Here is a 26,826-nt window from a genome sequence, read left to right on the forward strand (position 1 = left end):
AACCCGTGGTCTAACCTTTGGTGCGATCTCGCTTTTCTTGCGCGGCGCCCGCGGACGGCGAGCCTGTGCGCGCATTGCGCGCCGACTGGCCCAAAATTCGCAAGACAGCATCTGGCCCAATTCCCTGCCCGCCCACGATAGAGAGCGGATAAGTTGCGTGCGCCCAGCTCCGGGATGGACGGCCCCATATCGGAGAATGCCATGAACGTGCATGCTGCCGGAGATCTCAAATTCACCGGTCTCACCCATCCGAACGGCGCGCGGCTGCGTCTCAACGACCAGGACTTCGTGGCGATCGATCGCGACCGGGATGCGAAGTTCGAGGCGACGTACCGGCCGCAGGCCCTCTACAACCGCGCCGACGAAGGCTTTCACGCCAACAACGAGACCTTCCTGCTGCACGAGGTCGCGACCAATCTGCCGATCTACCGGCCCGACACCGGCCCCACCGATTTCCATCTGCATCTGCCGCCGGGCGGCTTTCAGCTCGTGCTGGTCACCTCGGGCGCGTTCACCTTCGACTATGACGGGCGCTTCTACAATGTCGGCCCCGGCGCGGTGATGCTGCAAAGCGCGATCGTCCACCGCCAGCTGTTCTACACCTGGTCGGGATTGTCGACCGAAGAGAACCTGAAGACGCCGCAGACCGTGGTGCCCGATCCGATCTCGATGGGCTATTCGGGCAAATTCCTCGAAGCCTTCATCACCGATCCGACGACGTTTCCGAACCCGACGATCGTCGGTCCGGACCAGATCAACGAGGCCGAGACGCCGCGCGTGGCCTGGAGCCACCCTCTGCACGACCGGCCGGCCGATGCCGGCTTCTGGCTCCAGGATCCCCTGGCGCTGGATGCACTGTTCAGGCCGCTCACCGATGGCTCGGTCAAATCGGCCATGCCGGTCCACGTGCGCGATATCGGCATCGAGATTCCGAGCGGCCATCTCGTCGCTGGCCACATCATCGCAACCGACCCACGCGGTCAGTCGCTGCTGCCGAAGAGCACGTCGACCGCCGCCGACGCGAGCTGTTTCGCCAAGGGCGAGGTCGTGATCTATCGCGTCATTCGCGGCAATGCCGAGTTCAAGAGAAAGACCGGCGAGAGCTTCGAACTGTCCGCCGGCGACGTGGTGACGGCGAGCAAGGATTCCATCAGCCTTACGGGCGTCGGCGAAAACACCCAGGTGCTGCGGCTCGGCCTGCTCAAGGGCATGAACGAGCTGCGCAGCTGGACGCCGACGCAGCGTGACGAGATCGACGGCCTCGCCGGCCGGATCATCACGCACAAGGACATCCGTCCCCTGCGCACCGAAGGCAAGCCCGTCGGGTATCTGTACGGCTGAAAGCTACTCCGCCGCCTGACGCACGTGGCGCGCGGTCGGCGTGCGCATCGTGACGAGCTCTTCGGCCGCGGTCGGATGCAGCGCGATGGTCGCGTCGAAATCGGCCTTGGTCGCCTTCATCTTCACCGCGATCGCGACGGCTTGCGTGATCTCGGCGGCGGCATCGCCGACGATGTGGCAGCCGAGCACGCGATCAGTCGCGCCATCGACGACGAGCTTCATCAGCACGCGGGTATCGCGGCCCGACATCGTCGCCTTGATGGGGCGGAACGTCGTCTTGTAGATGTCGACGTGGTTGAATTGCGCGCGCGCCTCGGTTTCCGTCAGGCCAACCGTGCCGACCTCCGGCTGCGAGAACACGGCCGTCGGGATGTTGGCGTGATCGACCCTGACCTCGCGCTTGCCGAACACGGTGTCGGCAAAGGCATGGCCCTCGCGGATCGCGACCGGCGTCAGGTTGAAGCGGTGCGTGACGTCGCCGATCGCATAGATGCTGTCGACCGAGCTCCTGGAGAAATGGTCGACGGCGATGCCGCCATTGTTCGGGTTGATGGCGACGCCGGCCTTCTCCAGCCCGAGATTGGCGACGTTGGGATGGCGGCCGATGGCGAACATCACCTGGTCGGAGCCGATGCTCGATCCGTTCGACAGATGGGTGGTGAAGCTCTCGCCGTGGCGATCGACCTTGGTCACCGTGCAGCCGGTGAGAATGGTGATGCCCTGCTTCTCCATCTCGGCACGAACATGGGTCCGGACATCCTCGTCAAAGCCGCGAAGAATGTTGTCGCCGCGATAGATCACGGTGACGTCGGAGCCGAAGCCGGCGAAGATGCCGGCGAACTCCAGCGCGATGTAGCCGCCGCCCTGGATCACGATCCGCTTCGGCAGCTCCTTCAGGTGGAACGCCTCGTTGGAGGAGATCACATGCTCGATGCCGGGAATCGCGGCGCCATGGTTGGGCGCGCCGCCGGTGGCGATCAGGATGTATTTTGCGGTGATCTTCCTGTCGTTCTCGAGCAGGCGGACGGTGTGCTCGTCCTCGATCACCGCGCGGCTCTTGACGATCTGCGCGCCCGACTTCTCGACGTTCGTCGTGTAGGCCGCCTCCAGCCGCGCGATCTCCTTGTCCTTGTTGGCGATCAGCGTCGGCCAGTCGAAGCTGGCCGGCGGAACGGTCCAGCCGAAACCCGCGGCGTCCTCGAGGTCCTGACGAAAATGCGATCCGATCACGAACAGCTTCTTCGGCACACAACCGCGGATCACGCAGGTGCCGCCCATGCGATACTCTTCCGCGATCATCACGCGGGCGCCGTGCCCGGCCGCGATGCGGGCGGCACGCACGCCGCCCGAACCACCACCGATGACGAAGAGGTCGACGTCGAATTCAGCCATGGTCCACTCCACCTCTTTCAACAATCTCTGATCAGATAGGATCGATCAGATCTCCTTGCCACGCTTGCGCATCTCGGCGCGGAAGGCGCCCATCACGGTGTCGGCGAAGTTCTGGGCCCAGGAGTTCATGAAGGCCATGCTGAGCCCGATGGCGCGCGGCTCGGCCTCGATCAGCTTCTTGCCCAGCGGCGACTTGTAGAAGGTGACGAGATCCTTCAGCTCCTGCTCGGTGAACTCGCTGGCATAGATCTGGGCCATGCCTTCGCCGATCTCGTTCTGGCGGCCGTTGAGCTGCTGGGCCACGATCGGGGCGACCTCGTTGAGATCCTTCTGGTAGTTGAGGTTCTGCTGGATCAGCGCGATCTTGGTCTTCTCGACGACGCCGGGCACGGCACCGGCGTACATCGCGGTGGCGTTCTTGATCTGCAGGATCTCCCTGGCCGCTGCGATCGCGGCCGGCGATGCCTTCGGCTGGGCCGGTGCGGCGGCAGCCTTTGGCTGGGCCGGCTGCTGCGCCACCGCCGGGGCGGCCGAAAGCGCCAATCCCGCGGCAAGGGTTGCGGCCGGCAAGAATTTCAACACGTTCTTCATTCCAGGTCTCCTTTCGGCTTGCGCCGTTCAATCACGCGAATTCCTTCGCCGCCCGCCAGAACGGCCGAGCTGGCCAAGCCGATGAACAAACCATGCTCGACCACCCCGGGGATGGCGCTCAACGCCTTGGCGAGACCGGGGGGATTCACAATACGTCCGAGCTGGGCATCGACGATCCAGTGGCCGCCATCGGTGACGAAAACGTGGCCGCCCTTGTCCTTGCGGACCGCCATTTGCCCGGAAACGCCGCATTCGGCAAATGCCTTTTCGATCGCGCGGCGCGTCGCTCCGAGCCCGAACGGGATAACCTCGACCGGCAGCGGAAACTTGCCGAGCGTCGGCACCCATTTGGTGTCGTCCGCAATCACGATCATGCGATCCGAGGCGGCCGCCACGATCTTCTCGCGCAGCAGCGCACCGCCGCCGCCCTTGATCAGATTGAGCTCGGGGTCGATCTCGTCGGCGCCGTCGACGGTGATGTCGAGATGGTCGATCTCATCCAACGTCGTCAGCGGCACTCCGCAACGTTCCGCATCAGCGCGCGTGGCTTCGGAGGTCGGTACGCCGATCACCTTGAGCCCGGCGGCGACGCGCTCGCCGAGCAGCTCGACGAAATGTTTGGCTGTCGAGCCGGTGCCGAGCCCGAGCTGCATGCCGTCGCGCACCTCCTCGAGGGCGCGCGCAGCAGCCTGCCGCTTCAACTGGTCCATGTTCACGTGTGCGCCCGCCCTGGATTCGGAGGATGAGCCGCCGATCGCGGCCGCTTTCGGCGGCCTATGTAGCCTCGTTTTCCTCGCGGGAACAGGCCTATAAGGTGATCTTATGGGCCCGCCCCTTGCGCGGATGCGACCGGGCCGGTAGCGCTTGGACCATGACCTCCTTCAAAGGGACTTGCCCTCACACCATCGTCTTCGATCTCGACGGCACGCTTGTGGATACGGCGCCCGACCTGATCACCGCGCTGAACTACGTGCTCGACCGCGAAGGCCTGCCGCCCGTGCCGATGGCCTCCGCCCGCAACATGATCGGCGCCGGTGCCCGCAAGCTGATCGAGCGCGGGCTGGAGGCCGAGGGCCGCACCGTCACCCCCAAAGACATGGACCGGATGACTGCGGATTTCATTGCCTATTACGCCGACCATATCGCGGTCGAATCCCGCCCCTTTGAGGGGCTCGAGGCCGCACTCGACCAGTTCGAGGCACGAGGCCATCGCCTTGCGGTCTGCACCAACAAGCTGGAATGGCTGTCGAAGCGGCTGCTCGACCAGCTCGACCTCAGCCGCCGTTTCGCGGCGATCTGCGGGGCGGACACTTTTGGCGTCCAGAAGCCCGATCCGACCATTTTCCGCGAGACCGTGGCGCGGGCCGGCGGAGACGTGAAGGCCAGCATCATGGTCGGCGATGCCGGCACTGACGTCGGGGTCGCCCGGCGCGCCGGAGTGCCCGTGATCGGGGTCAGCTTCGGCTACACCGACGTGCCGATCGCCGAATTGAAGCCGGACCGGCTGATCCATCACATGCGCGATCTGCCGGCGGCCGCCATCAGCCTGATGACGACTTCACCCGTCGTAACTAGCTGATACAACTAGATTATTCTCGCGACGCCCTGCGTTAACCATCAACTACCTATGCACCGCGCGCCAATTGCCTGCCCCAAACGACACTCCTAAGGTCGCGCCGGGGATGTGGCGGTTCGTCGCAATAGAAGTGGATGGTTCATGCGTCGTGTGATCGCGATTGCGTTAGCGGGAGCGAGCCTCGGTGGCTGCTCCTCGATGTCCTGGGACATGTTCAAATCAGCACCGCCGACCGTCCAGGTCAGGCTCGAATCCAATCCGCCCGGTGCTGACGCCACCACCTCACTCGGTCAGGGCTGCAAGACCCCCTGCTCGGTCTCGGTTCCCGCACCCGATGCGCCTTTCACGGTCGCTTTCGCCCTGCCCAAGTACCAGCCGGCGAGCGTCCCGGTGAATGTGGTCAAGAATCCCGGCGATTTCACCACACCCGCCTCCGTCACCACCGATCCGAATCCGGTGTTTGCGGAACTCCAGCCGGCGGTGCCGCCGAAACCGGTCCGCAAGCCGCACCGGCCGAAGAAGCCCAAACCAGCCGCGCCCGCCGCAGCACCGGCCGATGCAGCGCCCGTAGCGGCCTCGCCGTTCCCCGATCCGAATGCGGACAAGCGCTGATCTGCCGATACCACCGGATTGTCCTAGCCGCGTCCGATGCTTAGATTGCTTTCTCAGCACCGCTGAAGCAAAGGTGCGCCCGTCGCCGTAAGTGACAAGGCATTTGGTATGAACGGACTTTCTGCGAGCCCCCGTGCCGCGCTGTCGGGCGCGATGACCGATCCGTTCGGGCGGACCATCAGCTATCTGCGTGTGTCGGTCACCGACCGCTGCGATCTGCGCTGCTTCTACTGCATGTCGGAAGACATGACGTTCCTGCCCAAGGCGGACCTCCTGACGCTGGAGGAACTCGACCGGCTCTGCACGGCCTTCATCGCCAAGGGCGTGAAGAAGCTGCGGCTCACCGGCGGCGAGCCGCTGGTCCGCCGCAACGTGATGACGCTGGTGCGCTCGCTGTCGCGGCATCTTTCGAGCGGTGCATTGAACGAGCTGACACTGACCACCAACGGCACCCAGCTTGCAAAGCACGCGCACGAGCTCGCCGATTGCGGCGTCCGCCGCATCAACATCTCCCTCGACACGCTTGACCCCAGGAAGTTTCGCGAGATCACCCGCTGGGGCGAGATCGACAAGGTGCTCGAGGGGATCGAGGCCGCGCGCGCCGCAGGGCTTGCGGTGAAGATCAACGCCGTCGCCCTGAAGAACCTCAACGAGGACGAGCTGCCCGAACTGATGCGCTGGGCTCACGGCAAGGGCATGGGCCTGACGCTGATCGAGGTCATGCCGATGGGTGAGATCGGATCGGGACGGATCGACCAGTATCTGCCCCTGTCGCTGGTGCGCGCCCGCCTCGCCCAGCAATTCACGCTGACGGATCTGCCCGAGAGCACCGGCGGTCCGGCCCGCTATGTCAGCGTCGCCGAGACCGGCGGCAAGCTCGGTTTCATCACGCCGATGACCCATAATTTCTGCGAATCCTGCAACCGAGTGCGCATCACCTGCACGGGGACGCTGCACACCTGCCTCGGCCACGAGGATGCCTCCGATCTGCGCAAACCTCTGCGTGCATCGAGCGATGATCTGCTGCTTGCGGATGCGATCGACCGCGCCATCGGGCTGAAGCCCAAGGGGCACGATTTCATTATCGACCGCCGCCACGACCGCCCCAGCGTGTCCAGGCATATGAGCGTCACCGGCGGCTGACACCGTCGGATTACGGGCCTTATTCCCCTTAACTACCAACAAACTTCCAATTGACTGCCGGCACGCCCGCTGGTTTGGTGCCTGCTGCCTCAAGCCGTTGCGGCGAGACAAGCCGCGCGCCGCGTCGGCGTAATCAACACGGCTGGGGTGAAATCGGGGGAGGACCTATCGTTGCAAGCGCTCCTTAAGCTGAGCCAAGGGATCGACGCGTTCACACGCTGGACGGGCAAGCGCCTCGCGTGGCTGATCGTGCTCGCCGTGATCATCTCGGCGGTCAATGCAATCATCCGCAAGACGTTCGATACGTCCTCGAATTCATGGCTCGAGCTGCAATGGGTGCTGTTCAGCATCGTCTTCCTGCTCTGCTCGCCCTGGACGCTGCTCGACAACGAGCACATCCGCATCGACATCGTGAACAACGCGCTGCCCAAGACCGTCCGCAACTGGATTGACGTGGTCGGTCACCTGTTCTTCCTCATTCCGCTGTGCATCGTGATGATCATCACCGGAGTGCCGTTCTTCCAGCGCTCCTTCCACATCAACGAGCAATCCGGCAATGCCGGCGGGCTGCCGCAATGGCCCGCCAAATCCCTGATCATGATCGGGTTCGCTTTCCTCCTCGTGCAAGGCATCTCCGAACTGATCAAGCGAATTGCGGTCATGCGCGGGCTGATCCCCGATCCGCATGAATCCCAAGTGTCGGCGCTGGAGGCGGAAGTCGAGCATCTCGTCGAAGCGATCGAGAAGAAGTAGCCGTTGGCGACGGTGTAGGGGGAATCATGACCGCATTCATCATCGCCAATATGGCGCCCATCATGTTCGCGTCGCTGGTCGTCGTGCTGCTGCTCGGCTATCCCGCGGCATTCTCGCTCGGCGCCGTCGGCCTGTTCTACGCAGTGATCGGCGTCGAGCTCGGCCAATTCCATCCCGACTTCCTGCAGGCGCTTCCGGAGCGCGTCTACGGCGTGATGAACAACGACACGCTGCTCGCCATTCCCTTCTTCACCTTCATGGGACTGGTGCTGGAGCGGTCGGGGATGGCCGAGGACCTGCTCGACACCATCGGCCAATTGTTCGGTACCATCCGCGGCGGCCTTGCCTATGCGGTGATCTTCGTCGGCGCGCTGCTCGCGGCGACGACGGGCGTGGTCGCGGCGTCCGTGATCTCGATGGGTCTGATCTCGCTGCCGATCATGCTGCGCTACGGCTATGACCGTCGCGTGGCGGCCGGCGTCATCGCCGCATCCGGCACGCTCGCGCAGATCATTCCGCCCTCGCTCGTCCTGATCGTGATGGCCGACCAGCTCGGCAAGTCGGTCGGCGACATGTACGAAGGCGCCTTCATTCCGGGCCTCGTACTCGCCGGCCTCTACGCCCTCTACGCCTTCCTGGTCAGCATGATCTTCCCGAAGGCCGCGCCGGGCCTGCCGAAGGAGGCCATCGGCTTCCGCGAGGGTGACGGCAGCCGCGGCCTGGTCTCGCTCGGCATGCTGTTCCTCGCGAGCTGCGTGTTCGGATGGTTCATGATGCGCAATTCCGAGACGCATGGCGCCGATTACGTCGTGCTCAGCATGTTCTATGGCATCGTCTTCGCGTTCGCTGTCGCCGTGGTGAACTGGCTGATCGACAAGCTGACCGGTTTCCGTTTCCTGTCCAAGATGGCACAGCAGACGACCTTCGTCATGGTGCCGCCGCTGTTCCTGATCTTCCTGGTGCTGGGCACGATCTTCATCGGTATCGCGACTCCGACCGAGGGCGGCGCGATGGGTGCCGCCGGCGCCCTCCTCCTCGGCGCCGCGAAGCGGCGGCTGAGCTGGGACCTGATCCGGCAGGCCACGGAATCGACCGCCAAGCTGTCGGCGTTCGTCGTGTTCATCCTGGTCGGCGCCCGCGTGTTCTCGCTCACATTCTACGGCGTCAACGGCCACGTCTGGGTCGAGCACCTCTTGACCTCCCTGCCCGGCGGCCAGGTCGGCTTCCTGATCTTCGTCAACGCGCTCGTGTTCGTACTGGCCTTCTTCCTCGACTTCTTCGAGCTCGCCTTCATCGTGATCCCGCTGCTCGGACCTGCCGCCGAGCACCTCGGCATCGACCTGATCTGGTTCGGCGTCATTCTCGGCGTCAACATGCAGACCTCGTTCATGCATCCGCCGTTCGGCTTCGCGCTGTTCTATCTGCGATCGGTCGCACCGAAGGAGCGATACACCGATCGCCTCACCGGCAAGCGGATGGATCCCGTCACCACGGGCCAGATCTATTGGGGCGCGGTCCCATTCGTCGTCATCCAGATCATCATGGTCGGTCTGGTGATCGCATTCCCCGCGATGGTGATGCACTACAAGGGCGTCCAGTCGAACATCGACCCCTCTACGATCAAGATCGAGGTGCCGCAGATCGACCTGCCGCCGCTGGATCTCGGCCCGCCGCAGAAGTAAGGCGCGGATGGCGCGACTGCTGCCCTCTTACCCTCCCCTGGAGGGCAGGGCTATCGCATATAGGCGATCTCGCCTGTGGCCATCCTTCGAGACGCCCGCCGTTGGCGGGCCCTCAGGATGAGGACCGAGGTCGTGGCCGACCGTTTCAACGAGCACGGATGCTGTTTAGCCTCATCCTGAGGAGACCGCGCAGCGGTCGTCTCGAAGGACGAGGCGTGGCACCGGCCGCCGCTACAACTCAGATGCGATCCCCTGCCCTCCAGGGGAGGGTGAAGAGGCCACCTCGTTCGCCAACCTGAACCGCAGCGTGAACTCCGCGCCGCCGCCGGGGAGGTTTGCCACCGCAACCATGGCCGCGTGATCGTCCGCCACCGCGCGCACGATCGAGAGCCCCAGGCCTGCGCCGTCGCTGCGCCGGCGGTCGGCGCGCCAGAAGCGCTGGAAGATCAGCTCGCGCTCGGCTTCCGCGATGCCCGGGCCGCAATCGCGCACGCGCACCGAACCGTCGTCGCGCACCTCGACCTCGACGCAGGTGTCCTTCGCGGTGAACTTGATGGCGTTTTCGGCGAGGTTGAAGATCGCACGCTGAAGCATCTCCGAGTTACCGTGGATCCTGACCGGCGCGTCAGTCCCCTTCAGGGCGATGTCCTTGTGCTGCGCGATCGCGAACGGGGCGATCGAACCGACCACCTCGGCGCAGACCGCGCGCAAATCCGCGGTCTCCCCGGGATCGAGCACCAATGTGTCGAGCTCGGCGATCTCCAGCAACTGGGCGACGAGGCGGCTCATGGCCTCGATGTCGGCAAGCAGCGCCTGCCGTGCGGCGCGGTCGTCGAGCGTCTCGATCCGGGTGCGCAGGATCGCGAGCGGCGTGCGCAGCTGATGCGCGGCGTCCGCCGTGAACTGCCGCTGCACGCGAAAGCCGCCCTCGAGGCGATCGAGCGCCTGGTTCACGGCGGTGACCAGCGGCATGATCTCGCGCGGGATCTGCGCCGTCGGCAGGCGGATATCAGTACGCGCCGGACCGATATTGCTGGCCTCCTCCGAGGCCCTCCACAGCGGCGCAATCGCGCGGCGGAAGATGATGATGTCGGTGGCAAGCAGGACCAGGAGGATCGGGATGGTGATCCACCCCACCCGCCGGAAGAAATTCGAGACGATGTCGTCGATGATGACGTCGCGGTGCGCGAGGTCCTCGGCAACCTGGATGCGGAGCGTCTTGCCGGCAATATCGCGGGTGACGCCTGCGCCGGAGATCGTGTCGGAGAAGCGTGATGCGGCCGCAGCGGCTGAGCGACGGTGCGAGGAGAACAGCAGCCGGCCGTCGGCATCGCGGATGTCGAACTGGTAGCGGCCATAAGCGTCCGAATAGAGGCCCTTCAGGCTGTCGGGCAGGTTGAAGCTCAACGTGCCGTCCGGCTGCGCGACGATACGCTCCGCCAGCACCTCGGCCTGCGCGCGCATGGCGTCCCGATGCAGCTGGTCGATCTCGGAATTGAGCAGCCAGAACAGCACCAGAGGCAAGAAGATCGCGACCACCGCGACCGCGACGATGTGCAGGAACACGATGCGCGAGATCAGCGATTTGAACGTGAGCGATCTGGCATGGCCCCCGGCGGGCACGTTATTTCTCCGCGGTCATGAGATAGCCGACGCCCCGGATGGTGTGGATCACCACCCTGGCGCCGTGTTCGGCCAGCTGCTTGCGCAGCCGCGAGACGTAGACTTCTACCGCGTTGGAGGCGACCTCGCCTTCGAGCCCGAAGATGTGGTCCTCGACGTTCTTCTTCGGCACCACCCGCCCCTGTCGGCGCAGCAGGATCTCGAGCACCGAGCTCTCGCGCGCGGAGATGATCCGCGGCTGGTCGTCGATGAAGATCTGGCGGCTCTCGGTGTCGTAGACGAGATTGGCGAGACTGAGCGAGCGGCCCAGCAGCTGGCCGGGCCGGCGCAGGATGGCCTCCAGCCGCGCCACCAGCTCCTCCATCGCAAACGGCTTTGCGAGATAGTCGTCGGCGCCGCTGCGCAGGCCGGTCACGCGGTCCTGCAACCCGCCGCGGGCTGTCAGCACCAGGACCGGCAGCGGCTCCATCTGCCGGCGCAGCTCGCGCAGCACCGACAGGCCGTCGTCGTCGGGCAGGCCGAGGTCGAGGATCATTGCGGCATAGTTGACGCTGCTCACCGCCTCGCGCGCCTCGGCCGCGCTGCCGACGATGTCGCTCTCATAGCCGGCTGCAGCCAGCCCGGCAGCAACGAGCCGTGACAGCTCGGCATTGTCCTCGACGATCAGAAGGCGCATCGATATTCCGGTGTCACGGCACGGCTCGCGCCGAAATCTTCGCCGCTCTTTTCCAGCATTCCGGACGGCTGGGCCAGCGAAAAAATGCGCAATGAGCCGATCGCCGCGATGTCAGGCTCGTGTAAGCCGATCGGACCCGCCCTCACGAGGCCTGGAACGGCGGGCCGGCATCCGGCCGCTGGCTCGAATACTCCCTGCTCGATCTAGGTGTCGCCTTCGACGCGCGCAAACGGATTGCCGTAAACGGAATAGGCCAGCCAGGTCAGTTCCTTCCGGCTTTTGGCGGCCTCACGAGCCGTTCGGACCGCTTCCACCAGCACGTTTCCGTCCTTGAGCGAGCGATAGAACGCCTCGGCAAAAGTGTAGGCGAGCTTGTCGTCCACCGACCAGAGCGCTCCGACCAGCGCGCCCGCGCCGAGTTCGGAATACGGCCGCAGGAATGCATCGACAAAACCGGCGACACCTCCGCCGATACCGCGCCCCGAGCGCCCGGTCTGGCAGGCATTGATGAAAATGGTTGGCCTCGGTCCGCTTTCCGCGAAGCGGGCAAAAGCCTTGACCTGATCCGCCGATAGCGAATCCTGCGCAAAGCCGCCGTCCACCGTGGAGCCCGTCATCAACAGGTCGGCCGTCATGACCGCCCGCTGCGCCGCCTCGCCGTGGCAGGCAAAGTGCAGAACGTCGCACTCCCTTGCATCGTGCTGGAGGAAGTCCGTCACCGAGATGCTGTCGGCCGGGACCTCGCGGGGATGGCCGAACAGCTTGGCCAGCATCTCGCGTTCGGCACCGGCGCCTTCGAGCTGCAGGGCGGGATCGAGATAGGCCGGGATCACATAGTTGACGCGATCGCTGCGCATCGCAAGGTTCGGACCGGGCCATGGCGTGCTGTGCAGCCAGCGGACCAGCCCCCATTCGGCGAGGAATCCCTTGCCGGCCCGTCCGGACTTCCGATCATTGATGTACAGCAGCTCCCAGGGAATGAACGGCTCCTCCGAGATGACCTGGATCGCGCGGATCGCCTCGCGATGGGTCCACAACGCCTCGCGGACCTTGTCCGGCAACAACTCGTTCGCCATGACAATTCCGTTTGCCTGGAGGCGCGCCAGGAACTGGTCATACAACCGGTTGGTCGCGAGCCAGGACGTCTCGATGCCCTTGAATATCTCCGCAACGTAGACGTCGCGGGAGAACCCCCCGGGAAGGGTGCGCGATTCCGAAACTGCGATGTTGGGGTCGACGCAGGCAAGGTCGAAGCGCAGCGTCACCTTGCCGCTCTCCACGATCTCGTAGATCCTCAGCACCGCCGGCTCGTTCGGGCGTGCCGCCATGGCCAGCCCGACCTGGCTCCGGCGCAAGGTCTTGCTGTCTGCATCGACGAATACGGGAGCTAGGGTGAAGGACGCCAGAATGCGCGGACCCTGCCGCGCTTCGACGAGGATGTCCGCTGCGCCCTCTGCGGTACCTTCCACGACGAACCGCAGCGCCTCCGCCCGTCGTTCCCGCGGCGTGTCGATCTCTGCGCTGGATTCGCCGAGGACCCGGCAGTTCCTGCGCGCGATGACTTCAACAACGATGGCGCGGGACGCGTCGACGTTGACCGGAGTATCCGAGGCGCTGGACGTTTGTGTTTCCGCAGCCTGGATCCTCTCGCGCGAAACCGTGACGAACAACGGGACCGGCTTCCTGGGCGGCGGATGAGACTCGATCTCTGCCGCAAAATAGCAGGCAGCGGTTCTTGGATCAGGTGAAGGTGCCAAGGGCGCCATCTCGGCCGCGACAGACGCCTGGCTCGGCACGGGCGATACAGCCGCAGGAGCCGCACGTGTTGGCACTCGTCGCAGCGTCGTTGTGTCCGACATCGAGTCGGCTTCGAGGCTCTCCAGATGGGGAGAGGGCAGAACCGCCCCCAGCGAGTGGTCACCGCGGGGCGCGGCTCTCCGCGTCGCCCGGCGCGATCCTGTCCGCTGCAGGTCAAATTGCTCGCCGAGGCGAGCTGCGCCAACACCCAGCCATTCACTCAATTTCAACGGAACGACATCCGTCGCAAAGTAAGTGGTGTGAAATACGTCGTCCGTATTGCCGAAGGCAAAGGTCGCGTCGCTGGCGAGGCGCGAGCCGCGGGTCCCGAACGAGGTCATCGACGAGGTATCCACCACCAGATCGTTGTCGAGCCGGAACAGGCGATTTGTCACGCGATCGGCAATGAACTCGGCGAACTCCCTCGTCACCCCCTTGCTGGGTTCGACCTGCGCGACGAAATTCGACGTGATCGCATAATAGGTCGCGAGCTTGTCGAGAGGACCGGCCGCCCCGTTCAACTCCCTGACGAGATCACTCGTGGGCCGCATCGCGGCAAGTCCGGGCACTCTCTGCTCGTCGATGGCGACTTCCGAAAACGCCTGGACGAAGCGACCGACAGTCTTGATCCCCTGCGCCACGATGGGGCTCAACGCAGCCCCGCCCGCCAAGTATGAAATCGCACGGACGCCGGCCATGATCCCGTTGGTGTAGAGATCGATCATCGCCGCCCAGTTCTCGGGCTCGGCAAGATGCGTCCCGGCGTTCGTGCAGCCGACAAAGATGGCCTTGCCGAGCCGGATGTCCGGTCGTTGCTCCGCAAGCCGGTTTTCCACCACGCGATAGACAAGCCCGCCGCGGCTGTGGACGACCGCGTCGATCGACGACCCCTCCGGGATTCCCAGCGCCTGCAACGCCGCAACGAGAGCGGCTGCATTCTGGCCCGGCGTTGCGGTCAGCGTCTTGTGGTCGAAGCCGAGCACGGCGTCGTAGTGCTGGCTGGCCCTCGAAAGAAATGCCTGCCCGCTTTCGGAAGCGGCAAGCTGCGCGAAGCCAGCCGCGGTCGATGAGAACGTGCCGTGCACCATGAGCAGGATCTTGAGCGGGCGATCTTGCGGCAAGGAAGGCCGCTCGGATCGCGACGGGATCCAGGCTGACGGATCGAGCCCGGTCATCGTCACGATCCCCTCCTCCCGGTCTCCCTCGAGATAATCGGTCGCCGCATCGATGGCCGTTCTGGCGACGAACTTCAGCACATAGGCGCGGACCGGATCGATCAACTTGTCGGAGACCCAGTCGAGAACAGGGCCACGCCTGCCACGTGCCGTGGAGCGGGTGCCGCTCGTTTCGGCCGTCAACGGGAACACCAGGACTTGCCTGCCGCCGCGCTGACGCGATGGACGGGCAACCTGCTGCGGGTAGCTCCAGGCATAGACGCCACCTGCGCCTTCGATCAGCACCATCGCCCGTTCGGACGGGCCGACCTCGACCTCGATCTGCGTCGGCGTCTGCGCGTCCCGTCGCAGGGCGCGCGTGCCGGGGCGCGTCGGCGCCATTTCAACTTCGGCCGCGATCGTGAAGTCGGACGCCGACAGCGCCCTCTTGAGGTCATCTGTGCCCCTCGTCTGACTGGCGGTCGCGCGGCGCAATCCCCGGCGGGAAGCGCCGTCCTGAACCACCCTGACCTCGACATCGTCGGGACTTTGAACCACGATCCCGCTTGCTATCTCGATTGCAGCCATGTCCTTCCCCCTGTGCAGATGCGTTCTTCGTTACGTCCTTCCATGCCACGGGGCGCACGTCGCGCGCCCTTCCGACAGCGCGAGGTCAAGGCTTGACAGTCGACTGCGACGCAGGCGCGGCCCAGCCGAGCAGATTGCCATCGAGCGCCGACGACTTCCGGATCATCTTGTTGGATTCGATGTAGGCTTCCGCCGTCGAGGGCACGAGATATCCGACCACGAAGCCGAGAATTCCGAAGGACGCGACGATGCCGGCGTACCACGACAACGGGATGGTCGGCATTTCCAGACCATAGGCCCTGGTCACCAATACGAAGCTGACGAGAAGGCTGAACATCAGCGACGCCATGACCACCGCATGGGCCGCGCCGTCCTTCAGTCTCGCCTCGTGATAATCCAGCCGATCCGCCCTCAGCCGCACGTCGAGAAGAATGCTCAGGACCAGCGTGTTGACCAGGAAGATCAGGGAGAACAGCGAGCTCGCCGCAAACGGATGATTCTTCGCCAGCCAGCCTTCAGCGATCGGAATCGTGCTGTAGGTCAACCATAGTATGAAATTGCCCGCCAGATACGAGCACGCCCCAAAGACCACGTAAGAGCTCCAGGGCAACGCGTACAGCGAGGGGCGCGCGAAATTCGTCGCGGCCTTCGGATAGATCGCAAAGAAAATCGAGACCGTCAGCGCCACCGCGTGTGCCAGGGACGAGAGGCCTCCGGCCAGCGAACCAACCGCAAACTTCCTCGGCAGGTCGAGGAAGAACAGCGGCGCGACAGAGACCGCGAAGTCGAGGACGAAGATCGTCACCAGGGGTGCAAACGGCAATGGCTGGGGCAGAACGGTCTGATACCCGAAGCTGGATATCAGCTCCGTCCGGGAATCGCGCCTGTCGACGACCGACAAGGTCGCCTCGGCCAGACGACGCTGGTATGCGACCCGCAAATCCTCACACTCTTCCGCGATGAAGTCGGAGATCTCGAGCACCAGCTCCCGCGCGTCGACATCCGACACCATGATGTCTTCCGTCAGCAGGAGGGCCCGCGCCGACCGTCGCAGCATTCGCCGATACTGCCTCTCCAGCTCGTCAAACGCGGCTTTCCGCGCGCGGAAGAACTTCTCGAAGCGCGGGTTGCCGCGCAGTTCGACGAAACTGGTGTGAAGCGACGCAACCTGCATGATCATGGCCGTCGCGCCGACGGCAAGCACTTCGTCATCCTGATTGAGCGCTTTCTCGATCAGCCTCGCGGGAACGCCATATCCTTCGAGCTCGCGCTGCAACTCCGGCTTTGCCCGCTCCGTCACCCGGATGGGCGAACGCGCGATGGCCACGATGACGGTCTCCACGGCCTGCGGGTAGCGCGCCAGCGTCTGCATCATGGTTCTCAGAAGCCCGATCACCCGAGATAGAATCGGCAGGTGCGGCGCCAGCACCATGAATGCGATCGTCGCCGGTACGGAAACGAGCAGGCCGGCGCCGCGTCCGGGATAGAGTTGATTGGTCAGCCAGCGGATTTGGATGACCATGAACACGTAGAAGACCACGGCGATCGTGACGTAGGCGAGGACCGCGAAATAATAGCGGTCGCGCATCACGGCATAGCGGATCTCCACGGTTTCGAAAGGAGCGTGAAAGTCGATCGCGCTGACGATGCAGATCGCGATCGCACCGAGGCCGAGAGCAACGACGGACGGGTCAAAGCCGTACATTGATGAACATCCGCTAGGGTCCAGCCCGGTCCACGAAAATTTCACCGTCGAGGCCGCGCATGTAGAGAACCGGAGAAATCCATTCGGCGAAGTGGCGCGCCTTCAATTCGGCCCTCGTATGCGCCAGGGCGGCCTGAATCGATACGTTGTCGGCGAGATACGTGTAGAACGTATCGGCGAACGCGAGCCCCATGTTGTCGCTGATCTCGAACTGCATGGCGATCACCGCAGGGACGCCGCCCTGAATGAGCTCGGCAGCGGTGCTCGAGAACAGGGGACCGTCGGATTGCGCCCCGCTGCAGGAGTTCAGAACGACGAGGCTCGGCGTTTGGCCGGGCTGGGTAAGGAACACTTTCAACGTGTCGGCATACAGCCGAGTCCCGCTCGATCCGCCCTCTTCCTGCACCACGATGAAGCCCATCTGCCGATCCGGATCGTGTCCGCCGTGACCGATGAAGTGAAACAGATCCCACCGTTTGCCATCATCTCCCCTCAGGAAGCGACGGTTGAGATCGCGCGCCTTTGCCGAAGGAATCCAGGACAGCTTCAGTCTCTTGCCGTCGTTCAATTCGTGAAGCGCCCTCTTGATCGCGACCTGCTCGGCGTCGACCTCGATCTCATCCAGCGGGAATCCGTTCAGAACCTTGACCCTCGCCGCCATGCCAAGCACCCGTATCGGCCTTGCCGCGCTCATCCGACGTTCTTCGCCATAGTCGTCGACAGCGCGCGTGAACGGTGTGCTCTGGGAGGTCGTCACATAGATGCGGTTCTTCCTGTCGTACATCGTTTCCCAGGGCACGTAGGCGAGCGCGGGATCGCTGACTCGCAGGCGGATCAGGAACGGCTCGTCGTCTCTTCGCGCCGCCTGGAAGCATTCCTGATAGAGTTCGAGGATCTTTCGCTGAAAGATGAAGTCGAAGAGTTGCGAACCGATTTCCTGGACAATTCGCTCGTCCGATCCCGAAGTCAGAGCTCCGGCAGCATCACGGATGGCGGGTCTTGCTTCATTGCCGCCATTTGCCGCGGCCGCATCCGGGTTTCGCGGGCGCAGCGCGGCCTCGGCGCTGCGCGCGGCAGGGCTCTGGAGAATCGCTTCCTGCAGTGGTCTCAGGTTCTGGCGAAAACTCGGCTTGAGCTTCTCGACCTCGATCTCGCGGCTCGACGAGTTGTATTCCGCAACGATGCGGCAATGGTCTTCGCCACAATCTTCAATGGTCAGATTGAAAACGACCTTCGCCACGACACAATCCTCAGCCGCGCACTGTCAGCGCAAAAGGCGCCTTGCAAGAAAGTCCCTGGCGGCCAGCAAGGCCCACACGGCATATGGCGGGCGTCGTGCCGCGGCATTCCCGCGCTCCGCACCTGAGAAGCGGTGGCCGCAACCCGTAATTTTGGCAGCCGGCGTTCTGCCGGCCCAGGACGCACACCCCGAGTTCGGGCGGCCTTTCGTCTTGACCTGCGCGGCCCTGCTCGCAGCGGCGCACCGCACGGCATCGGTCGGCGCAATCAAGGAAAGCTCGCTAGCTTCCCGGAATTTCTAGCGAATTTCTCTCGACGTGACTGTGAACCGCTTCACACCTCTCGCTTTGGTGATCACTGTGAAGGACCGGCCGCGACTCCATCGGCCGGCGCAGCACCGACAGGGTGTGGCGCCGAAGGAGGTCAAGAGTTCAGACATCAACTTGGGCGCAATGCCGTGGATCGGCCTGCAGGCGATCATGGTTGCAGTCGGCATTGCATTCCCCATAACGGTGACTGGGCTGCTCGACGCGCCCATGAAAGTGGACCTGGACAAGATCAAGATCGAGATCCCGGACATCGCGCTGCCACCGCCACTCGATTTCGGTCAGCCGAAGAATTGATCCGCGGAACATACGCTTTTGCACGCGGTTGAATCCAGGGCTGGGGATCAGTGCCTGGAGGAGCCCGATGCCTTACTTCGCTTCTGGCCAAGACCAAGACTTCCGTATCTGCAAGGTGCTCGCCGACGTCTTTTGCGCGATCTTGCTCGGCACCTTTTCCATCATCTTTTTCGGCTGGCTCGGCGGCATTGTCGCCTTCGCTATCCTCGAGGCCGGTCTGCTCGGACTCGATTGGCTCATGCCAACCACGAAAGACGCGGCCGGCGTCGTTCGCTGACGGCGGCTGGACCAACCTAGGCTGCCGCTAAAGCATGATCCAGAACAGTGCGCAGCGGTTTTCCGGAAAGATCATGCGATGACGATTCATCCAAATCTCATCGCACTTTAGTCTGGCCTGATAAGTGCTCCTGAAAGGCTGTTCTCAGTTCGGCCAGGGCGATCCTCATAAGAGCGAGTCGACTCTTGAGGGCCGAGCGGAAATCTTCCGATCGGTTAGAGCATTACTGCTGATGACCCATCCGCGACATTACCCCTCTGGCACCCCGGCCAGACGCATGCCCTGAATGACGCGCCTGGTTTGCTCGCGAAACGTGGGATCGTCGCTAAATGGAACACCCTTCAAGCGACGAATGGTGAGAGTTGGACTAAGCGCAAGCGCTTTGTTCGTACAAGCCCGCGCCTCATCCAGTTTTCCGAGATGGGCAAGCGCAGCGGCGAGGTTCAAATGCGCTATGGGATTGTTCGGGTTACTATTCAGACCTCGACGAAACCATACAACTGCTTCGGCGTCGGCTCCTAGTAGCAATTTGCTGAAACCGACCCAACTCATCCATCGATGTGTACCTTCATCACGGGGAGACAAGCGCATTGCCTTGTGCACATGTGCCTCTGTTTCTTCGGCGCGCCCGATAAAGGGTTGGGCGCAACCGATGAAAGCATGGGCCTCCGCCAAATTCGGGTTTAGAGCCAACGCATGCTCGCATTCCGCGATGCCTTCCATCGCGCGTTTGGTACACCATAAGACAGAACCCAAAAACGCGTGAGCAAGGGCATGCTGCGGTGCCAAGGACACCGCCTTGTTCAAGGCCGCCTCGGCCGCGGCAAAGAGCGCGTCCGGGTTGTCGGCGAGAAGAAAGCCAGCGCTTGTCACATCGACAGCTCCGATGCCCACCAGCGCCTCCACGTTGTCTGGATCAAGCTCTAAGGCACGTTCGAAAAAGCTTCGTGCCTGCGTCATGTGGGCTGGGGTAACACCTTTGTTCCAACGAGCCATACCCTGGAAATACAAGTCGAGGGCGCTCGGGTGCAATGAGTGTTCCGATCGCCTCGCCTCAGCGGCGATAAGTTGAGCATTCAGCGTGTTGGCCAGCCGCGACACGATTTCATCCTGCATATCGAAGAGGTCGGCGATTTGCTTATCGAAGCGCTCGGCCCACAAGTGATTACCGGTTTTGGCGTCAATCAGTTGCACGTTGACCCGAAGCCGGTTGCCGCTGCGCTGCACGGAGCCTTCGAGTACGTAGCGGACGTTCAACTCGCGGCCGATCTGTTTAAGGTCAAGGGCCTTGCCTTTGTATGTAAAGGCGGTGTGTCGGCCAATCACAAAGGAGCTGGAGATGCGCGACAAGTCTGTCGTTAGGCTTTCGGTTACACCATCGACGAAATAGTCTTGCTCGGGATTGCCGCCTAGATTGACGAAGGGCAGAACGACCATAGAAAGACGAGGCGATGAAAGCAGCCCTAGACGCGCGCGTTCAACCTGTATCGGTGCGCTACGTCCATCCCAGGCCACGACATAGGTCCGCACCGGACGGTCGATATTCTTAAGGTTCTGCTCCCCTAGATCGGCGAACTCAACGCCAACCTTGCCCTGCACTTGATCGTGCGCAGAAGCCGAGATGCAGATACCGCCCGGGTCCGCCATGCTCTCAAGGCGTGCCGCAATGTTAACGCCGTCTCCAAAAATGTCATGCGGCTCGACTATGACATCGCCGATGTTGATCCCTACCCGGAAAGCAATACGCTCACCTTCAGCTTCTGCCCTTGTGAGTTCTTTGGTACGGGCCTGGAACTGGACCGCAGATCGAACTGCTTCGACTGCGCTCGGAAATTCCGCCAAGAACCCGTCGCCGGTGTTCTTCACGATGCGGCCGCCATATTCGGCAATCGTTGGCACAACAACGTCCGCCAGGAGCGCTGTCAGTTTGGCGTGCGTCGCCTCTTCGTCATTGTGCATGAGCCGCGAATAGCCAGCCACGTCGGCGGCCAATATCGCCGACAACCTGCGCTCGACCCGGACTGGTCGCTCTTGCACCATGGCTCGCAATCCAACCCACAGCACACTGTACGACGGATCAGGCGGCAGTGCCAAACGCGTTTTGACGGGATGCCTGCCCAGGCTGACGTCCGTTATTGGCCCGTGACGCACCTTCGCTCCGAGGGCTGTAAAGTCGGCTCTCGGGAGGTGAGCCGACCGGCGTTATGCGAGCGGCCGTAGGCAGCCTCTGACCCGAAGCGGACCTCGCTACCCCTTGACGGATGGTAGTCGTCCTGCCCCAAACTGGGGTGGAAACAACGTTCCTTGGGATGGGCCGAATGCTAACAGTTGTTGATGCAGAAATGTTGGTCCGACAGCATTTGGGTGACACCCCTAGAGCCAATCACTCGCGGGTGGTGGCCCACATGATGCGGACGCTTGCGCCGGGCTTTTCCGCTTCTGCTGAGCTTTGGGAAGTCGTTGGCCTGTGCCATGATCTCGATTATTTTCACACATCGGGCAACTGGAGCCAGCACGGTCTGCTGACGGTTCGCTGGCTTGGAGACAACATCCCCGCTGAGGCTCAAGATGCAATCGCTGCGCACGATCATCGCACAGGCGTGCAGGCTAATACGACGCTCGCCGACATGCTGAAGATGGCGGATGCTGTTGCCATTATCGATGAGAGATTAGGACGCGGCGCGACTTTGGGTACGGACCGCGCGGAACCTTACGCGGCGCTGCGCCGCCAGCTCGGCGATCGCTCCTACTTGAACGATATCGTTGAGAGATATTCAGAGAGGCACGCAATTTCCTTTAATCGCATCGTCGAGATCGTTGCCGCCACACCGAAGCAATAGTGGCTGTCTCCGATGCAACGATGGCAGTACATCATGTCCACCTGGCCCGTAGGTGACTTCCGCTACTGGCCTCGCACCGTCCGCTTTCGAGAGCCGAGCGGAATAGCATCGTGGAGCTGCCCAGGGCAGTCTTTGACCGGAACCCGACATCTTTTGATGGCTACCTAAGGCGTGGCGGTAGCCCGAACGTTCCGTCTGCATTTGGTTCAAATGGCTCGACGGCAACAACAGCGCTTGAGTTAAGAGGACCGTATATATGTGGGTACAGTTTCCCATTGCCCGCGTCTTCATACCGAATAGGCGCGATCACACGATCCGGATCGATGACCAACAGTATGAGACCGCGCTGGCCGCGAAATAGGTAATCCGCGACTTCAACGACCTGATCGGGCGTTGAGCAGTGAATGAAGCCCTCGCTCTCCAACGACGGACAGCGATACTCGCTGTGGTTAGCTTCTGCCCACAACGCGGATGAACAGATGTGAAAGATCACCGATTGCTGCAAGGTTACTCTCCGCGCAGGACCAACGTAACGACCAAAAAAGCGATCAGCGAAACTCTCGATCGAGCAGGCCCATAATCACATCATCGTGCCAGTAGCCGTTTACCCATGCTGCCTCTCGCTCATGACCTTCGATAACGAACCCGCACTTCTGGTAAGCGCGTATGGCTCTCAAATTGTAAGCAAGTACTCGCACCGATATACGATGCAGTTTCAGCTGCTCGAAGGCAAACCGCAGGACGAGGCGCATGGCCTCAGTTCCGATGCCTCGCCCTAGGCACTGCGGATCAAGAATGCCCACGGCGAACGATGCGCGCCGATCCTGCATATCAATACGGTCTAACCGGGTTTCGCCGATCACCCTTGATCCATGTTCAATCACCCATGCAAACGGATGACTCGATAGCCGTTCAACCACCGCATCAGCGGCCTCCCGAGTCATGGCGCGATAGGTGTCGCGGCTACCTCCAAACATTTCGTGTATTTCTGGATCAGCCTGGAGCGCGAAAAAGCCGTCGTGATCGGCGGGACGAACCCTTCTGATTGTGACGTTCGGACCTGAAAGAGTCGGCACGACTTACTGCATGGGCCCTAGTCTATCTTTGGAATGGGCCCGTGTCGCCTGTTGACCCAGAGCTGACTTTGCAAATCGTTGGACTCCGTTGCGGTTGTGTGTTACAGACTGTAACGTTATCGCGGGTCGCAATAAGATGGATGACGATCTACCGGAGCTCGGCGAGCTTGAGCGAGCGGTTATGCTGCTAGTTTGGGCTCATGCGCCGATCAGTGCAGAATCGGTACGGGAGCGGCTGGGCCGACCGCTAAAGGAATCTACCGTGCGCACTGTGCTGCGCAGGCTTGAAGAAAAAGGCTTCGTCGCGCACGAGGTGGAGGGGCGAACGTTTTTGTTTCGTCCCGTTGAAGATCGCCGGAAAGTGGCCGCAAAGGCGGTTCGGCGTATCGCCGCATGGTTCTGCAACGGCTCGATCGAGGATGTGCTCGTTGGTATTGTAGACGCCAAAATGCTGAACAAGAAGCAGCTCGAGCTACTGTCGCAAAAAATTGCCCAAGCAAAGAGTGAGAGGAAGTGATGTTGGCGATCCTCATTGAAGCCGCGATCCGTTCATCCATCCTGATCGCGTCGCTCTGGATTGGATTGAAGGCGCTGCGAGTGAGCAATCCGCACATCTTAATGTCGGTATGGCGGTTGGTAGTGCTCGTTTCTCTTACGTCCCTCCTTCTGGTCGGCCGACCGATCTTCACTTTGGGAGCGGACATTTCGCCTGCTCTTGTCGTTCTGGGAGGAAATTACTCGATCTCCTCTTACTCCTCAGACTTCGTCCCCGTTCCCGTCACGCCGCATGGCGGAGTCCCGCAGCACTTCAATTGGAGCGTGCTTGCTGCCACGATCTATCTGTTGGTTGCTGGCTGCCTTCTGCTGCGCTTGGTGACTGGCGTCGCGCTCAGTTGGTGGCTGCGGATATCGGCTCATCCCATCCACGAGGATTGGACCATGGGCAGGGACGTGCGTTCGAGCCCTGAGATCAAGGCGCCCGGGACGTTCGGCTCAACGATTCTCCTGCCTGCGCATTACGGCACCTGGGATACTCTGGACCGGCGTGCAATTATGGCTCACGAGGAATCGCATGTGCGTCGAGGCGATTTCTACCTTCTGTTGCTGGCGGCGATAAACAGAACCGTTTTTTGGTTCAATCCTCTGGCCTGGTGGCTCAATAGCCAGATCGTCTATCTAGCGGAAGTCAGAGGCGACGCTTCGGCGATTGAAGATATCGAAGATCGCATACGCTATGCTGAGCTTCTTGTCGGGCTTGGACGTGGACCGCGTGGCTCAATCAGCCTGGCAATGGCGAGATCCGAAACTGTCAAGCGACGGGTTGAACAGCTTCTGGCGGAAACGTGTCTGCCAAGAAGGATCGACTGGAAGACACGCGCGGCGATCTTCGCGTGCATTCTGCCGCTGGCGGCCATCTCGACCGGCGTGGTGGCGCAGGCACCCTCGTCTCCAAAAGCGGACAGTAACGCCACGACATTCGATCCCGACGCGATCGCACAACGCGCGCATGAGCAGGCGCGCCCGCGTACAGAGGTCACCATCGATTCGAAGGTACTCGACAATTACGTTGGCTATTATCTGCTGGCGGAGCAGGTCTTTCACTTCACGCGGGAAGACGATCTATTCTTCTCGCAACTCCCTGGCCAGCCGCGTGTGCAATTGTATCCCGAGAGTTCAACCAAATTCTTTGCCAAGGTCGTCCACGCCCAGATTTCCTTCGTCTTGGACCCGCAGGGGCGAGCCACTGCGCTGATCCTGCATCAGGGCGGCCAGGAGCAATCCGCGAAACGAATCGACAAGTCTGAGGCAGACCGCGTAACCGAACAGCTCGCAAAGCGGATAAAAGACCGCATCGCGCAGCCGGGAAGTGAAGCGGCGCTTCGTCATACCATCGAATCTCTTCAGGCTGCACAGCCGAACTACGACGAGATGATGCCAGCATTGGCCGGGCTCACGCGCCATCACCTGCCGAACCTCAAACGTTCCCTGGAAGAGTTGGGGCAACTGCAATCGATTTCCTTTAGAGGGGTCGGTAGCAGTGGCTGGGATGTCTACGAGGTGCGCTTCGCGAATGGTTTATCGATCTGGAGGATATTCCTGGCGCCAGAGGGAAAAATAAGTGGACTCCTGCTTCAGACCGGACCCTAGGCAGTTGCCATGCGGGCAATTGCGGTAAGCGGCTCGGTACGTAGTGCCATCCGATAACAACAGGCGGAAGGAGATCGGGAGGCGACCCGACCGCTGAGCGGGAGAGATGTCCGGATTTGGCCCATCGGCGACCTGCGGCGACGTCCCGCTTTTGTACCGTTGTTCAGGGGTGAGCGGACATCTGGAGCGCCCAAACCAAACACCTGATTTATGAGTACACGCCCTAGTCTGGCCTGATACGGCACTCTTGAAAGGCTGTTCTCAGTTCGGCCAGTTGGTCGCTTGTCGCTCCCAACTCCGCGTCGGCGCGACTTGCAGCTAAATCCATGTAGCCGATCGGCTGATCGAACTGGCTCGCCGTGAAGTCGTACCTCCGGCCCTCGATCCGATTGTAGAAATGGTCGCCGGCCGGCAGAGGCGTCTTCAGCAAGTCACCGCCGAAGAGGTCGTGAACGAGCAGCGCAGTGACGTTGCATTGGCCGGCCGCGGGATTGCTCGCGGTCCATCGGCTGGCCGTCGCCAGCGACCATGCCTTGCGCAATGCGCTTTGAACCTGATCGGAATCGAAGCTCATCGGCTTCCCCGGGCCCGGCACCGAACCGAAAGTTCGGATTATTCGATTGTGGAATTCTACCACTGTCTTGCCCGACGCATCAAGCGAATTCGGCAATTCCGCAGAAGCGTATGATGACGCCGCCAAGTCATTGATAAAGCTGTCCCCGCCTACTGTGCATGGGGTTGTTTTCCATGTTTTTGTTTGGACGCCCTCCGGAACGCTGCAACGACGGCGCCCCGGAGCCTTCGCTCCGGGGCGCTGCCTGCGACGGATAGTGCAATCAGCTCTGCGAGCGCCGCGCCATGAAGATGTCGTAGCCGACCTCGGCAACCTGGAACCAGGCGTAGCCGTCGCTCGTGAACTTGGCGAGCGAGTCGTTCACCTTCTTGAAGTTGGGGTTGGTCGCAGCGACTTCGGCGTGCAGCTCCTTGGCGGCCTTGTAGCAGGCATCCATGATCGAGGGCGAGAAGGCATGCAGCTTGGTGCCGCCCGCGAGCAGCTTCTTCAGCGCCAGCGGATTGGCGTTGTCGTAGCGCGCCATCATGTAGTTGTTGGCGTAATGGCCGGCCTGCTCCAGCACGCTCTGGTAATATTTCGGCAGCGCGTTCCACTTGTCGAGGTTGACGAAGGCCATCAGCATCGGCCCGCCTTCCCACCAGCCGGGATAATAGTAGTGCGGCGCGATCTTGTAGAAGCCGAGCTTCTCGTCGTCATAGGGGCCGACCCATTCGGCGGCATCGATGGTGCCCTTCTCCAGCGCGGGATAGATATCGCCGCCGGCGAGCTGCTGCGGCACCACGCCGAGCTTCTGGAGCACACGGCCGGTGAAGCCGCCGATGCGGAACTTCATGCCCTTGAGATCCTCGGGCGTGTTCACCTCTTTCCTGAACCAGCCACCCATCTGGCAGCCGGTGTTGCCCGCGAGCAGCGAGACGACGTTGTAGCTCTTGTAGAACTCGTTGAGAACGTCGCGGCCGCCGCCGAGCATGTACCAGGCCTGGTTGATCCGCATGTTGGGGCCGAACGGCACGGCCGAGCCGAAGGTGAAGGTCGGGTCCTTGCCAAAATAATAGTAGGACGCCGTGTGGCCGATTTCGCAGGTGCCGTTCTGCACGGCGTCGAGCACCTGGAGGCCCGGCACGATCTCGCCGGCCGCGAAGATCTGGATCTGGAATTTGTTGTCGGTCGCCTCCGCGACCATCTTGCACATCATCTCGGCGCCGCCAAACAGCGTGTCGAGCGATTTCGGCCAGCTCGTCGGCATGCGCCATTTGATTTCCGGCATCGACTGCGCGATCGCGGGAGCCGCGAGCGTGGCGGCGCCGGCCGCACCAAGTCCTGTGACCTTGATGAAGTCTCTTCTCTTCATGATTTCCTGCCCTGATGTACCAGTGATTGTGGGCCTTCTTGTCGAGGCTTGCCGCAAGCATGGCG

Annotated in this window: 23 protein-coding genes and 1 pseudogene; 11 read left to right on the plus strand and 13 right to left on the minus strand. The window is 62.4% G+C overall.

What is annotated here, in order from left to right; translation table 11 throughout:
* Positions 1 to 201 precede the first annotated feature (201 nt).
* On the plus strand, positions 202 to 1,341 hold the full coding sequence (locus XH96_RS23885) for a hypothetical protein (protein WP_194387928.1): 1,140 nt from the start codon (positions 202 to 204) through the stop codon (positions 1,339 to 1,341).
* A 3-nt stretch (positions 1,342 to 1,344) separates the two neighbouring features.
* Here the strand turns inward: XH96_RS23885 and gor are convergent, their stop codons facing one another.
* From gor to rpiA, 3 genes are read right to left on the minus strand one after another with little or no spacing between them, the layout of a single operon-like run.
* Complete coding sequence (gor, locus tag XH96_RS23890) at positions 1,345 to 2,733, minus strand: glutathione-disulfide reductase (RefSeq protein WP_194387929.1); 1,389 nt, start codon at positions 2,731 to 2,733, stop codon at positions 1,345 to 1,347.
* A gap of 45 nt (positions 2,734 to 2,778) precedes the next feature.
* The gene (locus XH96_RS23895; RefSeq protein WP_194387930.1) at positions 2,779 to 3,324 is read right to left on the minus strand and encodes a DUF2059 domain-containing protein; all 546 of its coding nucleotides are present in this window, start codon (positions 3,322 to 3,324) and stop codon (positions 2,779 to 2,781) included.
* Positions 3,321 to 4,040, minus strand: coding sequence for a ribose-5-phosphate isomerase RpiA (rpiA, locus tag XH96_RS23900; protein WP_194387931.1), 720 nt, complete (start codon positions 4,038 to 4,040; stop codon positions 3,321 to 3,323). Before rpiA ends, XH96_RS23895 begins: the two co-directional genes overlap by 4 nt.
* 155 nt (positions 4,041 to 4,195) lie before the next feature.
* Between rpiA and XH96_RS23905 the strand changes: the two genes are divergently transcribed.
* The 5 genes from XH96_RS23905 (at position 4,196) to XH96_RS23925 (ending at position 9,090) form a co-directional block, all read left to right on the plus strand.
* A complete protein-coding gene (locus tag XH96_RS23905) occupies positions 4,196 to 4,903 on the plus strand; it encodes an HAD family hydrolase (RefSeq protein WP_194387932.1) in 708 nt (235 codons plus the stop codon).
* Between the two features lie 138 nt (positions 4,904 to 5,041).
* Positions 5,042 to 5,512 (plus strand): hypothetical protein, encoded by a 471-nt coding sequence (locus tag XH96_RS23910; RefSeq protein ID WP_194387933.1) that lies wholly within the window; start codon positions 5,042 to 5,044, stop codon positions 5,510 to 5,512.
* Between the two features lie 108 nt (positions 5,513 to 5,620).
* A complete protein-coding gene (moaA, locus tag XH96_RS23915) occupies positions 5,621 to 6,655 on the plus strand; it encodes a GTP 3',8-cyclase MoaA (RefSeq protein ID WP_194387934.1) in 1,035 nt (344 codons plus the stop codon).
* 171 nt (positions 6,656 to 6,826) lie between these two features.
* A complete protein-coding gene (locus XH96_RS23920; RefSeq protein ID WP_194387935.1) occupies positions 6,827 to 7,408 on the plus strand; it encodes a TRAP transporter small permease subunit in 582 nt (193 codons plus the stop codon).
* Between the two features lie 26 nt (positions 7,409 to 7,434).
* On the plus strand, positions 7,435 to 9,090 hold the full coding sequence (locus tag XH96_RS23925; protein ID WP_194387936.1) for a TRAP transporter large permease subunit: 1,656 nt from the start codon (positions 7,435 to 7,437) through the stop codon (positions 9,088 to 9,090).
* A gap of 231 nt (positions 9,091 to 9,321) precedes the next feature.
* Here XH96_RS23925 and XH96_RS23930 read toward each other — a convergent pair whose 3' ends face one another.
* The 5 genes from XH96_RS23930 to XH96_RS23950 form a co-directional block, all read right to left on the minus strand.
* Complete coding sequence (locus tag XH96_RS23930) at positions 9,322 to 10,713, minus strand: HAMP domain-containing sensor histidine kinase (protein WP_194387937.1); 1,392 nt, start codon at positions 10,711 to 10,713, stop codon at positions 9,322 to 9,324.
* 1 nt (position 10,714) lies between these two features.
* Positions 10,715 to 11,389, minus strand: coding sequence for a response regulator transcription factor (locus XH96_RS23935; protein WP_028179683.1), 675 nt, complete (start codon positions 11,387 to 11,389; stop codon positions 10,715 to 10,717).
* 203 nt (positions 11,390 to 11,592) lie between these two features.
* Positions 11,593 to 14,928, minus strand: a complete 3,336-nt coding sequence (locus XH96_RS23940; RefSeq protein ID WP_194387938.1) for a CHAT domain-containing protein — start codon at positions 14,926 to 14,928, stop codon at positions 11,593 to 11,595.
* Positions 14,929 to 15,013: 85 nt separating this feature from the next.
* On the minus strand, positions 15,014 to 16,633 hold the full coding sequence (locus XH96_RS23945; protein ID WP_194387939.1) for a hypothetical protein: 1,620 nt from the start codon (positions 16,631 to 16,633) through the stop codon (positions 15,014 to 15,016).
* Between the two features lie 13 nt (positions 16,634 to 16,646).
* Positions 16,647 to 17,873: a CHAT domain-containing protein gene (locus tag XH96_RS23950; protein WP_194387940.1), complete on the minus strand. Its 1,227-nt coding sequence runs from the start codon at positions 17,871 to 17,873 to the stop codon at positions 16,647 to 16,649.
* 400 nt (positions 17,874 to 18,273) lie between these two features.
* Between XH96_RS23950 and XH96_RS23955 the strand changes: the two are divergent.
* Together XH96_RS23955 and XH96_RS23960 are read left to right on the plus strand one after the other, a co-directional pair.
* Positions 18,274 to 18,495: pseudogene (locus XH96_RS23955) on the plus strand (C4-dicarboxylate ABC transporter); the annotation flags it as partial.
* Between the two features lie 67 nt (positions 18,496 to 18,562).
* Complete coding sequence (locus tag XH96_RS23960; RefSeq protein ID WP_194387941.1) at positions 18,563 to 18,772, plus strand: hypothetical protein; 210 nt, start codon at positions 18,563 to 18,565, stop codon at positions 18,770 to 18,772.
* A 249-nt stretch (positions 18,773 to 19,021) separates the two neighbouring features.
* Here the strand turns inward: XH96_RS23960 and XH96_RS23965 are convergent, their stop codons facing one another.
* A complete protein-coding gene (locus XH96_RS23965) occupies positions 19,022 to 20,812 on the minus strand; it encodes an adenylate/guanylate cyclase domain-containing protein (RefSeq protein WP_194387942.1) in 1,791 nt (596 codons plus the stop codon).
* A 365-nt stretch (positions 20,813 to 21,177) separates the two neighbouring features.
* Here XH96_RS23965 and XH96_RS23970 point away from each other — a divergent pair, with 365 nt between their 5' ends.
* Entirely contained in the window at positions 21,178 to 21,612 is a 435-nt protein-coding gene (locus tag XH96_RS23970; protein WP_194387943.1) for a hypothetical protein, read from the plus strand.
* A 160-nt stretch (positions 21,613 to 21,772) separates the two neighbouring features.
* Here the strand turns inward: XH96_RS23970 and XH96_RS39875 are convergent, their stop codons facing one another.
* Positions 21,773 to 22,105 carry a DUF952 domain-containing protein gene (locus XH96_RS39875; RefSeq protein ID WP_194394229.1) on the minus strand — a complete coding sequence of 111 codons (333 nt, stop codon included), beginning with the start codon at positions 22,103 to 22,105 and terminating at the stop codon, positions 21,773 to 21,775.
* Between the two features lie 55 nt (positions 22,106 to 22,160).
* Positions 22,161 to 22,688, minus strand: coding sequence for a GNAT family N-acetyltransferase (locus XH96_RS23980; protein ID WP_194387944.1), 528 nt, complete (start codon positions 22,686 to 22,688; stop codon positions 22,161 to 22,163).
* 136 nt (positions 22,689 to 22,824) lie between these two features.
* Between XH96_RS23980 and XH96_RS23985 the strand changes: the two genes are divergently transcribed.
* Both XH96_RS23985 and XH96_RS23990 read left to right on the plus strand, forming a co-directional pair.
* On the plus strand, positions 22,825 to 23,205 hold the full coding sequence (locus XH96_RS23985; RefSeq protein ID WP_194387945.1) for a BlaI/MecI/CopY family transcriptional regulator: 381 nt from the start codon (positions 22,825 to 22,827) through the stop codon (positions 23,203 to 23,205).
* Complete coding sequence (locus XH96_RS23990) at positions 23,205 to 24,836, plus strand: M56 family metallopeptidase (protein ID WP_194387946.1); 1,632 nt, start codon at positions 23,205 to 23,207, stop codon at positions 24,834 to 24,836. The genes XH96_RS23985 and XH96_RS23990 overlap by 1 nt, the downstream gene beginning before the upstream one ends.
* A 223-nt stretch (positions 24,837 to 25,059) precedes the next feature.
* Here XH96_RS23990 and XH96_RS23995 read toward each other — a convergent pair whose 3' ends face one another.
* On the minus strand, positions 25,060 to 25,410 hold the full coding sequence (locus tag XH96_RS23995; RefSeq protein WP_194387947.1) for a hypothetical protein: 351 nt from the start codon (positions 25,408 to 25,410) through the stop codon (positions 25,060 to 25,062).
* A 262-nt stretch (positions 25,411 to 25,672) separates the two neighbouring features.
* The gene (locus XH96_RS24000; RefSeq protein WP_194387948.1) at positions 25,673 to 26,761 is read right to left on the minus strand and encodes a TRAP transporter substrate-binding protein; all 1,089 of its coding nucleotides are present in this window, start codon (positions 26,759 to 26,761) and stop codon (positions 25,673 to 25,675) included.
* Positions 26,762 to 26,826: the final 65 nt, after the last annotated feature.

The sequence above is a fragment of the Bradyrhizobium sp. CCBAU 51765 genome, assembly GCF_015291725.1.
Lineage (GTDB): Bacteria > Pseudomonadota > Alphaproteobacteria > Rhizobiales > Xanthobacteraceae > Bradyrhizobium > Bradyrhizobium liaoningense.